Here is a 12,814-nt window from a genome sequence, read left to right on the forward strand (position 1 = left end):
TGACGCGTCTATTCCATACCAGTAGTTAGGGAAAGAATCGTTAGGTTAACTTGCGTGGCGTTCGACCCGGTCCACGTTAGCCATGGATCCAGCGGACTTCGCGGACGGCCCGGGCAGCGTCGACGACCACGACGGGCTGCCGTGCTACCGGCCGCCGAGCCTGCCGCCGGACCTGGAGCACGGCGACGACCTGCTCCGGGTGTACGGCGACGCCCAGTACGCGCTTGGCAGACTGGCGACGCTCCATCGCGACCTGGACAACCCAAACCTCCTCATCGCGCCGTTCGTCCACCGCGAGGCCGCGATGAGCTCGCAGGTCGAGGGGACGAACGTCACCATCTCGGACATCTACCAGCACGAGGTCGGCGCGACGCCGGCGCGCTCGGCCGCGGAGGGGACCGACGTGCGCGAGGCGTACAACTACGTCGACGCCGTGAAGCAGGGGTTCGCCCGACTCGACGCCGGCGAGTCCATCGACGTCGACCTCGTCCGCGACCTGCACGAGGTCCTGCTGGGCGGCGTCCGGGGCGAGGAGGACCGGCCGGGCGAACTCCGCGACGTGCCCGTCTACATCGGGGCGCGCGGGAGCGACCCGGAGTCGGCGACGTTCATCCCCGCGAAACCGGACCTGGTGGAACTGCTGCTCGAACAGCTGTTCTCGTACGCGCGCCGGGGGGAGTACCCGGCCCTCGTCGACGCCGCGCTGTGTCACTACCAGTTCGAGGCGATCCACCCGTTCCGGGACGGCAACGGCCGGCTCGGCCGGCTGCTCATCATGCTCCAGCTGTACGACGCGGGGCTGCTCCCGGGGCCGTACCTCTATCTCAGCGCGTACTTCAGGCAGTTCGGGCAGGGGTACCGCGAGCGGCTCCTCGCGGTGAGCACGGAGGGCGCGTGGGACGACTGGATCACGTTCGTGCTGAACGCGGTCGCCGAGCAGGCGATCGACGCCCACGACTGCGGCGTCCGGCTGAAGGAACTGCGGGCGGAGTACCGGGCGCAGTTCCCCGGGTCGGCGACGACCCGGGAGCTGGTGGACTACCTGTTCGAACAGCCGTACCTGACGGGACCGCGGGCCGTCGAGGCGACCGGCCGGTCGAAGCCGTCGGTCTACGACGCGATCGACTCGCTGGAGTCCGCGGGGATCGTCGCGGAGACGACCGGCAAACAGCGGAACAGGGTGTACGAGGCGCCCGAGATCCTGTCGGTACTGAGTTCGTGAGGGTTCTGTTGGTGCATCGATCGTAGGTTCGCTGTCAGTCTGAACATAGAGACGTGGATTCGGAACAGCTCGAAAGCCCCGTGGCGCTGGACGACGGCGCGGACCGACAAGCACCACAGCGCGACCGAAGTGAGCGCGAGGAGCACGGCGGCCGCACCGACCCGAGCCCCGTGGGGGCTTTCGGGGCCTACTCCACGGCTCACGCACCGAACACCGCATGAGCGATTTCGAGCCGTTCTCGGCCGACGCCACGCCGTTCGAATCCGAGCCGACCGATCGTTCCCCGAACCTGCAACACTGGATTCATAGGGACCACCCGCCACGGTACTGACAATGAGCAGTCGCGGTCGGAGCCACACCCCCGACGCAGGAGGCGACCGATGAGCGACCGCACGAACCGGACCGCGGACGAGATCCGATCGCTCGACGACCAGACCGTCCGCGAAATAGCCGCCGGCGAGGTGGTCGAGCGCCCGGCCTCGGTCGTGAAGGAACTCGTCGAGAACGCGCTCGACGCCGGCGCCGACAGGGTCGCCGTCGCCGTGGAGAACGGCGGCATCGACGGCGTCCGCGTGAGGGACGACGGGGCGGGGATGCCCCCCGAGCAGCTCCCGAAGGCAGTCGCGAAGCACGCGACGAGCAAACTCGGCGGCGTCGACGACCTCGACTCGGGCGTCGCCACCCTCGGCTTCCGCGGCGAGGCGCTCCACACCGTCGGCGCCGTGGCGGAGTTGACCGTTCGCTCGCGCCCGCCAGCGGCCGACGCGGGCGCGGAGTTGACCGTGAACCACGGCGACGAGGGGACGGTCGAACCGGCCGGCTGCCCCGTCGGGACGACCGTCGAGGTCCGGGACCTGTTCGGCGAGACCCCGGCACGCCGGAAGTTCCTCGGGACGCCCGCGACGGAGTTCGACCGGATCAACGCGGTCGTCTCGGCGTACGCGCTCGCCAACCCCGACGTGGCCGTCTCGCTGGAGCACGGCGGCCGCGAGGTGTTCGCCTCGAACGGCGACGGGCACCTGCGCTCGGCCGTGCTCGCGGTGTACGGCCGCGAGGTCGCGGAGTCGATGGTGGACGTGGACCGTGGCGCGGAAGCAAGCGGTGATTCGAACGAGGGCGGCGAGGGAACCGTCTCCGTCTCGGGGCTCGTCTCGCACCCCGAGACGACCCGCGCGGGCCGGGAGTACCTCACGACGTTCGTGAACGGCCGGTGGGTGCGCGAGAGCGACCTCCGCGGCGCGGTCGTCGACGCCTACGGCGGCCAGCTGGCACCCGACCGCTACCCGTTCGCCGCCCTCTTCGTCGACGTCCCCGCCGACGCCGTCGACGTGAACGTCCACCCGCGCAAGACGGAGGTCCGGTTCGACGACGACGCCGGCGTGGTGGGGTCGGTCCACGAGGCCGTTCGGGAGGCCCTGCTGGATCACGGGCTGCTCCGAAGCTCCGCCCCCCGGGGGCGCTCGGCGCCCGACGAGGCCACGGTCGACCCGGAGGTCGTCGGCGGCGCGGGAACCGAGCACGAACGGGCGGCCGCGGACGCGCGGGCCGACGAGGGGGTCGACGCGGACGACGCGGGCGACGGCGAGGAACCGGACACGACGGCGTCGGTGCTCGACGCGTGGGGAGGGTCCTCCGCTTCAGAACCCGAGGCCGACGCCGAAGCGGACCGGACGGCCGACGAGGGGGGCACCTCCGGGGCGACCGGGCCGGCGGGCGAATCGGCGGCGGATTCGCCCGCCGACTCGCCGGAGGACCCGACCGAACCCGAGGCGACCGACCGACCCACGGACCACCCGGTCCGTCGGCCGACCCACGACGCGCCGTGGAGCGGACGCCCCTCGCCGCGCGGGTGGCAGGAGGGGGCCGACGAGGGCGCCCGGGACGACGGCCCGCCCCGGTCTACTCCCCGGCAGTCGACGCTCGCCGGCGGTACCACGGACGAGCGGACCGAACACGACTCCCTGCCGTCGATGCGGGTGCTGGGACAGTACGGGGGGACCTACGTCGTCTGCGAGACCGACGAGGGGCTGGTGCTCGTCGACCAGCACGCCGCCGACGAGCGGGTGAACTACGAGCGCCTCCGGGCGGCCGCGCGGCGCGACGCGCCCGCACAGACGCTCGCGCGCCAGGTCGAACTCGAACTGACCGCGCGGGAGGCGGAGCTGTTCGGGACCTTCAGGGACGCGTTACTGGAGGTCGGGTTCGCGGCCGAGCGCGCCGGCGATCGGACCGTCGCCGTCACCGCCGTCCCGGCCGTCTTCGACGCGACGCTCGATCCGGACCTCCTGCGGGACGTGCTCGCGGCCTTCGCCGACGAGGTCGCCGCGGACGACCGGCCAGTCGCGGAGGTGGCCGACGCCCTGCTCGCGGACCTGGCGTGCTACCCCTCGGTCACCGGAAACACCTCGCTCACCGAGGGCTCGGTGGCGGACCTGCTCTCGGCGCTCGACGGCTGCGAGAACCCCTACGCCTGCCCCCACGGGCGGCCGGTGCTCGTGGAGTTCGGACGCGGCGAGATCGAGGACCGCTTCGAGCGGGACTACCCCGGGCACGCCGGTCGACGCGAGGAGTAGCCGACCGCCGAAGGGGAGTCGTTCCCCTCACGACTCCCCTCACGCCGTTCGCCTCACCACAGTTCCCGCACGCGAGCGGGCCCTCCGACGTCGTCGAGCACGGCGACGACCGCGTCCGGCACGTCCTCCCGCCAGGAGTCGTCGCCCGCGGCCATCCGCCGGCGGATCGCGGTCCCGCTCACGGTTCGCTCGGCGCGGACCGTCCGCACCTCCCGTCCGTGCTCGCGCAGGCGGTCTGCCTTCACCTCGTGCCAGTCCTCCAGCACCCTGAGGAAGTGGACCGCGTCGGCGGGCGCGTAGTGCTCCCAGAGTTCGGGCCGGTTCACCGGGAACGGGAGCACGCGAACTGGAACGCCGAGGTCGGCGTCGGCGACGGCCGCCCGGACCGTCCGGTCGCGCTCGTGGTACCGGAAGGGGTTGTTCCGGGGCTCGCTGCGCTCCGGGTCGGCCGACTCGTCGCGGACGTGCGAGGGATCGGCGTTCGTCACCCCGACGAGCAGTTCGTCGCACTCGCCGGCCGCCCACCGGAGGTACGCGAGGTGGCCCCCGTGGAACGGCTGGAAGCGCCCGTGGACGTGTCCGACGGTCCTCCGAGTCACGCGGAATCACGCTCCCCGGGCTCCCCGTCCCACCGCGCCGCGCGCTCGACGTACCGGGCGGCCTCGCACCCCGGTGCGGCGGACAGCCGCGGGCCGTCCCTGGCGATCGTCCCGAGTCGCCTCGGTCGGGAACCCGGTATCTCGCCCAGTCGGTCGGCCACCCGATCGAGGACGCCGGGCCTCGCGACGACCGCCAGCGGGCCGTTCGTCTCGACGGTGACGTCCGGCACGGTCCACGCGTCCGCGATCTCGTCGACGCCGGGGAGCGGCGGAAGCGCCTCGACCCGCAGGGACCGCCCGGCGTCGGCGACGACCCGCCCGATGCCCGCGACCCCCTCGCCGGACACGTCCGTGACGCGGGCGACGTGGCGGTCGGGGTCGAACGGCTCGCCGGGATCGGGTCGGAACGGTGCCAGCGCCTCCGCGATCGGTCGCGTGTCGGTCCGAAGCCGTTCGAGTCCGCGCTCGCGAAACTCCCCGTCGTCGGATGCCACGCCGTGGGCGTAGAGCGCCAGCCCGCCGAGCGGGCGCGTGAGCAGGACCCCGAACCCGGGTTCGAGCGAGGGGGTAGCCGGCGCACGCAGCGCGACCGCGCGGACGCTCGCGCCGAACAGCCACCCCTCGCCGTCGTGTTCGACGGTCGCCGGCGGAAGCGCCGTCGCGTCCACCGGAACCGAGTCCGCCGCCCACGTCGCCACGGAGGCGTCCGCGGGTAGTTCACGGCGCGGTGCGGCGACGAGCGGTCGGACCTCGCGGTCGGCGACGGCGCCGACGGCGTGGAGGTCGTTGCAGGCGTTCAGGATCGCGATCCGAAGCGACTCGGCGGGCGACAGCCCGGGGAAACCGTGGATCGCGTCGACGTTCGCCGCCAGCACGCCGTCGCGTCGCGGCCCCCGCGGGCGGAGGTGTTCGAGCCAGAGCGCACCGTCGTCGGCACCCGGAACCTGCACTGCGTGCCCCTTACCGACCGTGACCGGCCGGCCGTCGAGGGCGGCGTACGCCTCGCCCACCGCCTCGGAGAACCGCTCGGGGTCCGCGAGTCGGTCGCCGGCGAACGCGGCGGCGAGGCTCCACGTCTCCCCGCCGTCCGTCGGCCCGGTCGGCGCTCGACCGTTCAGGGCCACCGCCTCGGCGTCCGACTCGATGCGGTCGTGTCGCGGGAGCAGGGCGGCGTCCCGGTCGGGGCCGAGCGACACCGACGTGTCCGAGAGTCGGGAGCGGATGCGCTCGCGGGCGGGGAGCACGACCCGGTCGAGCGGCGTCTTGCCCGCACAGCCGCACCGCACGGCGGCCTCGCGGTTCACTCCTCGGGCCATAGCGGTCGAACCTCCCGCGTCGGGTGGTCGGGAACTCGCGGCGACCGCCGGAGGCCGTCGAGCAGCACCCGGTCGGCCGCCGACCGTGCGATCCGGAGGAAGTCGCGTCCCCGAATGCGGCCCAGTCCGCCCCTCGCGGCGGGGCGCTCGCCCGTCGCGGTCACGTCGTCGGTCCGGACCGACTCGGCCGCCACCGTCAGCGGCACGGGCTCGCCCGAGTGGACCACGTCCTCGGTGCTCGGGGTCGTGTGGTCGGCCGTGACGACCGTGACGAGCCCCGGGTCGGAGAGGGCGCGCTCGACGACCGGGTCCAGCGACGCGTCGATGGCCTCGAGTTCGTCGCGCTTGGCCGCCGGGCCGGCCGAGTGGGATGTCTCGTCCGGCTCGGGGTAGTGGACGTGGACGAACTCGTGCGCCCCGACGGCCGCGAGCGCGGCGTCCGCCCGGGCGTCGTATCCCTCGGGCGGGTCCTCGTGGACGATGCCGAGAGTCCGCGCGAGTCCGGTCAGCACCGGCTTCGGCGTGAGACTCGCCGCGTCGAGGCCGTGTCGCTCGTGGAAGGGCTCGGGTTCGGTCGGAGCGCCCGCCCACTTGGAGAGTACCACGTCCGCGGGTGACCTCCCGGTTCGGTCGCGGGGTTCGCCGGCGTCGGCGAGCGCCTCGCGCGTTCGACGGGTGTACGTCCGGAGCGCAGACGCGGTTCGCTCGGCGGCGTCGGGGTCGGCGGCGTCCGCGAGCGGTTCGGCCGCGAGGACGGGCAAGCCCGTGGCGAACGGGTCCACGTCGGTCACGTCGGACGAGAGCGAGTTCGTCGATTCGACGGTCACCAGTCCGCGGTTCTTCCAGGTGTACTCGAACGAGACGGTCGCCTCCGCCGTCTCGACGCGCGCGACGTCCTCGCGCTCGGCCAGCGCCGGGAAGTCGGCGGCGTCGTCCGGGAGGTGACGGTCGACGACGCGGCCGCCGTCGAGTTCCGCGAAGGAGGCCGAGCAGACGACTCTCCCCGGGGTCGGGTCGCGGCCGAATCCTCTCGCCTCCAGCACGCCGCGACCCGGCACCTCCGCGAGGTCGTAGCCGAACAGGATCGAGTGGGCACGGTCGCTCGACAGGGGCGTCCCCGGCGTCGAGACGTCCATCCGGCCGTTGATGCCCGCGGCCGCCAGGCGGTCGAGGTTCGGCGTGTCGGCCGCCTCCAGGGGCGTCTGCCCGTCCAGGGCCGGTGCCGGGCGGTCGGCCGCGCCGTCGAGCAGCAGCAGGAGGATCCGTCGGTCCTTCCCGCGCATCTCAGTTCTCCCCCCGGCGGGTCCCGCGTAGCGTCACGCTCCGCATCTCACTCCAGCCCGAGGGTGCGCGCGATGGTTCGCTTCTGCACCTCGGTCGTGCCGGCCGGGATGCGCAGGTTCCGCGCGACCCGGAACACGCGCTCGACGCCGCCGGCGCGCATCAGGCCGTAGCCGCCGAGCACCTGAATCGCCCGGTCGGACCAGTCGAACAGGCGGTCCTCGGGGTAGTACTTCAGCATCGAGAGCCGGCGCCTGGCCGCCTCGGGCTGGCGGAGGTCCGCGAGGTCGGCCATCCCCTCGTACTCCGCGAGCATCGTCGTCGCCATGTTGCGGACCGCGTGGATCTCGGTGGCCGTGTCGGCGATGGGCCACTGGATCGCCTGGTTGCTCCCGATGGGCTCGCCGAACGTCTCGCGCTCCTTCGCGTACGAGAGCATCCTGTCGAGGAGGTACCGACCCATCCCGACGCACATGCCGGGGCGGCACGCCCGCCGCCAGTTCACCCAGGAGAGCGCCAGCGGGAGGCCGTCGCCGATCCCACCGACCATCTGGTCGTCGCCCACCCGGCAGTCCTCGAGGTGGACGTCGGCGGTGATGCCGTCCATCATGATGTTCTCGTTCATCCGTCCGACCTCGTAGCCGGGGTTCTCCGTGTCGACGAGGAACATCGCCATCCCCTCGGTCCCGTCGGCCCGATCGGTTCTCGCGAGCACCTGTGCGGTGTCGGCGTACACCGCGTTCGTGATGTAGCGCTTGTGCCCGTCGATGACCCACTCGTCGCCGTCCTTCTTCGCCTCCGTCTCGATGGCCGTCACGTCGGAGCCTGCGTTCGGCTCCGTGATGCAGATGCACGCGGACTCCGTCCCGTCGATGAGTGGATCGAGCCACTCCCCCCGCTGGCCCTCGTCGAGGTGGAGCAACGCGGGCGAGGGGCCCTCGGTCCAGGCCATGACCGCCCGCGCGAGGCTCGACCCGAAGCCGGTGCCGTGGCGGAACACGGCCTCCTGAACGTAGAAGTGCTCCAGCGGGGAGAGCCCGCCGCCGCCCACCTCCTCGGGCATGTGGAGCGCGTAGATGCCGGCCTCGCCGGCCCGCTCCTGGATCTCGTCGCGCAGCGCCCGGGCCTCGGGGGTCATCCGGCCGTCCTCGTCGAGGTACTCGAGCGGGCCGCCGACGTGTTCGGCGTGCTCCTCCTCGTACGGGAGCACCTCCCCCTCGATGAACGTCAGCACGCGGTCGACGACCGGTCGAACGCCCTCCGGCACCGCGAACTCGTCGGCGAGTACGTCGTCCTCAGGGATGCCCGTCATTGTCTACCGTGGCCCGTCGTCCGGCATAAGCCCACCGTCGCCCCTCGTCGGTCGCCGGAACCGTCAGCCCGTGCTCGGGGTCGCCCGTGTCGCCGGAGTCCACCGGGTTCATGTACGCCGGCGGCGACCCACCCGACATGACCGACCTCGTCACGTTCGGGGAGACGATGCTCCGGCTCTCGCCGCCGGAAGGCGTCCGCCTGGAGACCGCCCAGCGGTTCGACGTCCGCGTCGGCGGCGCCGAGAGCAACGTCGCCGTCGCGGCCGCCGCGCTGGGGCTGGACGCCGCGTGGCTCTCGAAGCTCCCGCGCTCCCCGCTCGGCCGCCGGGTGGTTCACGAACTCCGGGGGTACGGCGTCGACGCCGGGATCGCGTGGGACGACGGGGAGGGCTCCCGGCTCGGAACGTACTACCTCGAACCCGGCGGCGAACCGCGCGGGACGGACGTCGTCTACGACCGCGCGGGCGCGGCCATCACGACCGTCTCGTTCGACGAACTGCCGGCCGACGCGCTCGAGGGGGCCGACTACGCCTACACGAGCGGCATCACGCCGGCGCTCTCGGACGCGGCGGCGGGCGCGGCCCGCGACCTGCTGTGCGAGGCCCGGTCGACGGGGACGACGACCGCGTTCGACCTGAACTACCGGAGCAAGCTCTGGGACCCCCGGGAGGCCCGCGAGGGGTACGAGGCCCTGTTCCCCCACGTCGACGTGCTCGTCGCGGCGCGGCGCGACGCGGAGGCGGTGCTCGGCCGGGACGGGGACGCCGCCGAGATGGCTCGCGGGCTGGCCGGCGACCACGGCTTCGAGACGGTCGTCGTCACTCGGGGCGAGCGCGGCGCGCTCGCGGTCCACGACGGCGAGGTCCACGAGCGGGCCGCCTACGGGGCGGAGACGCTCGACCCCATCGGCACCGGCGACGCGTTCGTCGGCGGGTTCCTGGCCAAGCGGATGCGGGGCGGCGACGTCCCCGCGGCCCTGGAGTGGGGGGCAGCGACGGCCGCGCTCAAGCGGACGGTCGCGGGCGACCTCGCGGTCGTGACGCCCGAGGAGGTCGAGCGCGTCGTCTCGGAGGAGGACGCGGACATCTCGCGGTAGCGAGGGGGACGCCCCGTCAGTCCCCATCGACGTGGTTCAGCGCGGTCGCGTACGCCTCCCGGACGCGCGAGAACTCCTCGCGGTTGCCGCCACGGTCCGGGTGGGCGTCCTTCACCCGATCGCGGTAGGCCGACTCGACGGCCTCCTCGTCGGCGCCGGCCGGCAGTCCCAGCGTCTCGAACGCCGCCCGGATCGGGTCGGGGCCGCCCGCGGGGCCGAGGTCCACGTCGGGCACGTCGAACGGGAGGCGGCGGCCGAGCTGGGTGCCCGGCATCTCGTGCTCGCAGAGCACGACGTGGAGGTCGCCCTCGGCGGCGCGGAGCCGGAAGTACGCCCGCGCGTCGAAGGTGATGGCGACCCGCCGTTCGGGGAGGTAGAAGGCGACCTCGTGTCCGTCGACGTCGTACCGCTCGAGGAACGGCTCGCCGACGTCCCTGAGGAACCCCCGGATCTCGGTGCGGCGGCGGAGCGGGCCGACGGACTCCGCGGCCGTGTCGGCGGGCGGGTCCGGGAACCACCGGTTCGCCGCGAGGAAGACGGCCGCGACCGCGACGGAGGCGGACGCCCCGAGCCCAAGCCCCAGGACCAGCCAGGCTGGCAGGCCGGCGAGCGACTGGTCGAACACACCCCCCGTTCGACGCCGGCGGATTTGAACCCCTCGGCGGACCGGGGTTCCCGACGGGCGGGCACCGTTTCGAGTGGGAGGTGCTCGTCGACGGGCTACGTCCGTCGCACTCGATGGAAGAGCCACGTTCGTCGCACTCGGCCGAAGGCCCCTTCTCCTGGTGGACATAAAAAGGGTGACGAGCGTGCCGGCGGCGCTCCAGCGCCGCCGGCACGCAAGGAGGGCTTTTTAGACTAGACCCTCGGCCTTCAGCCCCTCCATCACGTCGTCGACGAGCGTCTCGACGTCGTCGTAGGGGAACTCCTGGTGGGAGCCGAGCTTCGCGGCCATCTCCATCGCCGTGAAGGAGGCGTCGCCCGCCTCGAAGCGCGTCCCGGGCCCGTTCGGGAGCGCCGGGACGAGGTCCATCTGGTTCGAGACCGGGTAGTCGGCGCCCTCGAACGCCTCGGTCAGCTGCGAGCGGAGTTCGGCTTCCACGTCGTCGCTCATGGCTGTCACCCCGGCCGACGGCTGGAAAAGCGTTCCGGAACAACGAACAACCCCGGGAAGGTTTCGCCCGGCCGCCGGTCCGACCGCAGTCGTCACGCCCCCGGCCGCGTCGGCGGCTCGTCGCGGCGGACCCTCCTCCGGCGTCGACACGCGACCGGCCCGGCCGGAACTCGTGGGTTTAACCGGAGCGACCCGGGAGAGGCGGGCATGGGATTCGACTTCGAGTTCGACCTGCTACGCGAACTGACGGAGACGAGCGGCGTTCCCGGCTACGAGGACCGCGTCCGCGACGTGGTGAAACGCGAACTCGCCGAACGGACCGACGAGGTGCGGACCGACGCGATGGGCAACGTGGTCGGCACCGTCCACGGGGCCGCCGACCCGGACTACGAGGTCGCCGTCGCGGCCCACATGGACGAGATCGGCTTCATGGTGAAACACGTCACCGACGGGGGGTTCCTGAAACTCGACGCGCTCGGCGGCTGGGACGCCCGGGTGCTGCGCGCCCAGCGGGTCCGCGTCCACGCCGAGGACGGCGACCTCGCAGGCGTCATCGGCTCGGTCCCGCCCCACACGCTCACCGAGGAGGAGCGGGAGAGGGACGACTCGGTCGATGGAGTCGTCGTCGACCTCGGCATGGGAAGCGAGGACGTCGAGGCGGCCGTCTCCGTCGGCGACCTCGTGACGATGGAACAGTCGACCGTCGAACTCGGCGACTGCGTGACGGGGAAGGCGCTCGACGACCGCGTCTGTCTGTTCGCGATGCTCGAGGCGGCCGCCCGGGTCGAGGAGCCGGACGTGACGGTCCGCTTCTGTGCCACCGTCCAGGAGGAGGTCGGCCTCCGCGGCGCGACCGCGCTCGGCGTCGACGTCGACCCGGACCTCGCGGTGGCGCTCGACGTGACCGTCGCGAGCGACGTCCCCGGCGTCGACGAGGACAAGCAGGTCACCGAACTCGGCGAGGGCGCCGCCATCAAGCTGAAGGACTCCTCGGTCATCACGACGCCGAAGGTCCACCGGCGCCTCCGCGCGGTCGCGGAGGAGGAGGGGATCGACCACCAGCTCGAGGTGCTCCCGTCGGGCGGCACCGACACGGCGGGGTTCCAGAACACGAACGGCGCAAAGCCCGTCGGGGCCATCTCCGTCCCGACGCGGTACCTCCACACCGTGACGGAGACGGCCAACGGCGACGACATCGCGGCGACGGTCGACCTCCTGACCGCGTTCCTCGGCAGCGAGACGGGCGAGCACGACTACTCGCTGTAAACCGATCCGCCGCCACACGGCGTTCACGGTCGAACCGCGCACCGGGGGCCCACGATTTCGGCCGCCAGGCCCCCTTGCGGGAGGCACCAGCACGCTCACCGCGAGGGAGGGAGGCGGGGCGAAGCCCCGCCGACCGAGCGAGCGGCCGTTTTGGCATGAACGGGTTGTGCGGGGGGTTCGACGAGCGAGCGCGCCTCCGGCGCGCGAGCGAGGAGCGACCCCCCGCAAAAGAGGTTCGTCGTAATCGACGGATTCACCTTGGGGAGGCGCCAACCCGCGTGCATGAGCGATCAGATGGACCGCCGGAGTTTCATCCGCGCCGCCGCGGGCGCGGCGGCGCTCTCGGCCGGCGCCGGGGCCGCGTCCGCGCAGGAGGACGGCACCGGAACGCCGTCCGGGACCGGGACCCCGAGCGGAACCGGAACGGGAACGTCGGGCGGGGACGGGACGGGTACCGCGGGCGGGAACGAGACTGGAACCGGCGGCGGTGATGGCGGCGGTGGCGGCGGTGGCGGCGGCAGCGAGACGGTCGCCGTCGGTCCGAACGGCGACTTCGTGTTCGCGCCCGGCACCGACGAGCCGCTCAACGTCCTCCCGGGCACGACGGTGACGTTCGTCTGGGAGTCCGACAACCACAACGTCGTCGTCGACAGCCAGCCGGACGAGGCGAACTGGGAGGGCCACGAGCCCCTCGAGAACTCCGGGTTCGAGTACGAGCACACGTTCGAGACGCTCGGCACCTACGACTACTACTGTGACCCCCACCAGCAGCAGGGGATGGTCGGCACCATCGAGGTGATGGAGGAGCTCCCCACGGAGACGGAGGCAGCCAGCGGCCCGCCGCAGCTCCCCGACTCCGCCAAGAGCCTCGGGGTCGCCGCCTTCACGGCGATGTGCGCGACGCTCGGGTTGACGTACTTCTTCACCAAGTACGGCGGGGACTACAACGTCCCCGAGGAGTAGCGGACCGGCCACTCGTTCTTCGGCGCCCGCCGGGTCCAACGGCCGGGCCACCCGGCTGATCGTCGACCGCC

General features: G+C 72.8%; 11 protein-coding genes. 5 read left to right on the forward strand and 6 right to left on the reverse strand.

What is annotated here, in order from left to right:
• The first annotated feature begins 82 nt into the window (after window positions 1-82).
• Both HUG12_RS17525 and mutL read left to right on the forward strand, forming a co-directional pair.
• Window positions 83-1,222, forward strand: a complete 1,140-nt coding sequence (locus HUG12_RS17525) for a Fic family protein (RefSeq protein WP_179270016.1) — start codon at window positions 83-85, stop codon at window positions 1,220-1,222.
• A gap of 380 nt (window positions 1,223-1,602) precedes the next feature.
• On the forward strand, window positions 1,603-3,795 hold the full coding sequence (mutL, locus tag HUG12_RS17530) for a DNA mismatch repair endonuclease MutL (protein WP_179270017.1): 2,193 nt from the start codon (window positions 1,603-1,605) through the stop codon (window positions 3,793-3,795).
• A 53-nt stretch (window positions 3,796-3,848) separates the two neighbouring features.
• Here mutL and HUG12_RS17535 read toward each other — a convergent pair whose 3' ends face one another.
• From HUG12_RS17535 to HUG12_RS17550, 4 genes are read right to left on the reverse strand one after another with little or no spacing between them, the layout of a single operon-like run.
• Window positions 3,849-4,394, reverse strand: a complete 546-nt coding sequence (locus tag HUG12_RS17535; RefSeq protein WP_179270018.1) for an adenylyltransferase/cytidyltransferase family protein — start codon at window positions 4,392-4,394, stop codon at window positions 3,849-3,851.
• Window positions 4,391-5,710 carry a hypothetical protein gene (locus HUG12_RS17540; RefSeq protein ID WP_179270019.1) on the reverse strand — a complete coding sequence of 440 codons (1,320 nt, stop codon included), beginning with the start codon at window positions 5,708-5,710 and terminating at the stop codon, window positions 4,391-4,393. Before HUG12_RS17540 ends, HUG12_RS17535 begins: the two co-directional genes overlap by 4 nt.
• Window positions 5,695-6,993 carry an alkaline phosphatase family protein gene (locus tag HUG12_RS17545; RefSeq protein ID WP_179270020.1) on the reverse strand — a complete coding sequence of 433 codons (1,299 nt, stop codon included), beginning with the start codon at window positions 6,991-6,993 and terminating at the stop codon, window positions 5,695-5,697. Before HUG12_RS17545 ends, HUG12_RS17540 begins: the two co-directional genes overlap by 16 nt.
• Window positions 6,994-7,040: 47 nt before the next feature.
• A complete protein-coding gene (locus HUG12_RS17550; protein ID WP_179270021.1) occupies window positions 7,041-8,303 on the reverse strand; it encodes an acyl-CoA dehydrogenase family protein in 1,263 nt (420 codons plus the stop codon).
• A 137-nt stretch (window positions 8,304-8,440) separates the two neighbouring features.
• Between HUG12_RS17550 and kdgK1 the strand changes: the two genes are divergently transcribed.
• Entirely contained in the window at window positions 8,441-9,400 is a 960-nt protein-coding gene (gene kdgK1 / locus HUG12_RS17555; protein WP_179270022.1) for a bifunctional 2-dehydro-3-deoxygluconokinase/2-dehydro-3-deoxygalactonokinase, read from the forward strand.
• Window positions 9,401-9,416: 16 nt separating this feature from the next.
• Here kdgK1 and HUG12_RS17560 read toward each other — a convergent pair whose 3' ends face one another.
• Complete coding sequence (locus tag HUG12_RS17560) at window positions 9,417-10,025, reverse strand: J domain-containing protein (protein WP_246308082.1); 609 nt, start codon at window positions 10,023-10,025, stop codon at window positions 9,417-9,419.
• A gap of 228 nt (window positions 10,026-10,253) precedes the next feature.
• Window positions 10,254-10,514, reverse strand: a complete 261-nt coding sequence (locus HUG12_RS17565) for an MTH865 family protein (RefSeq protein ID WP_179270024.1) — start codon at window positions 10,512-10,514, stop codon at window positions 10,254-10,256.
• Window positions 10,515-10,721: 207 nt separating this feature from the next.
• On the opposite strand from HUG12_RS17565, the gene HUG12_RS17570 reads away from it, so the two are divergent.
• Window positions 10,722-11,780, forward strand: coding sequence for a M42 family metallopeptidase (locus tag HUG12_RS17570; protein ID WP_179270025.1), 1,059 nt, complete (start codon window positions 10,722-10,724; stop codon window positions 11,778-11,780).
• 282 nt (window positions 11,781-12,062) lie between these two features.
• Window positions 12,063-12,743, forward strand: coding sequence for a plastocyanin/azurin family copper-binding protein (locus tag HUG12_RS17575; protein ID WP_246308083.1), 681 nt, complete (start codon window positions 12,063-12,065; stop codon window positions 12,741-12,743).
• Window positions 12,744-12,814: the final 71 nt, after the last annotated feature.

It is taken from the genome of Halorarum salinum (assembly GCF_013402875.1).
Classification (GTDB): domain Archaea; phylum Halobacteriota; class Halobacteria; order Halobacteriales; family Haloferacaceae; genus Halorarum; species Halorarum salinum.

Bases quoted from the DNA above. Each gene is read 5' to 3' on its own strand.
- HUG12_RS17550 (WP_179270021.1), bottom strand. From the start codon at position 8,303: ATGACGGGCATCCCTGAGGACGACGTACTCGCCGACGAGTTCGCGGTG.
- HUG12_RS17575 (WP_246308083.1), top strand. From the start codon at position 12,063: ATGAGCGATCAGATGGACCGCCGGAGTTTCATCCGCGCCGCCGCGGGC.
- HUG12_RS17540 (WP_179270019.1), bottom strand. From the start codon at position 5,710: ATGGCCCGAGGAGTGAACCGCGAGGCCGCCGTGCGGTGCGGCTGTGCG.
- mutL (WP_179270017.1), top strand. From the start codon at position 1,603: ATGAGCGACCGCACGAACCGGACCGCGGACGAGATCCGATCGCTCGAC.
- HUG12_RS17565 (WP_179270024.1), bottom strand. From the start codon at position 10,514: ATGAGCGACGACGTGGAAGCCGAACTCCGCTCGCAGCTGACCGAGGCG.
- HUG12_RS17525 (WP_179270016.1), top strand. From the start codon at position 83: ATGGATCCAGCGGACTTCGCGGACGGCCCGGGCAGCGTCGACGACCAC.
- kdgK1 (WP_179270022.1), top strand. From the start codon at position 8,441: ATGACCGACCTCGTCACGTTCGGGGAGACGATGCTCCGGCTCTCGCCG.
- HUG12_RS17570 (WP_179270025.1), top strand. From the start codon at position 10,722: ATGGGATTCGACTTCGAGTTCGACCTGCTACGCGAACTGACGGAGACG.
- HUG12_RS17545 (WP_179270020.1), bottom strand. From the start codon at position 6,993: ATGCGCGGGAAGGACCGACGGATCCTCCTGCTGCTGCTCGACGGCGCG.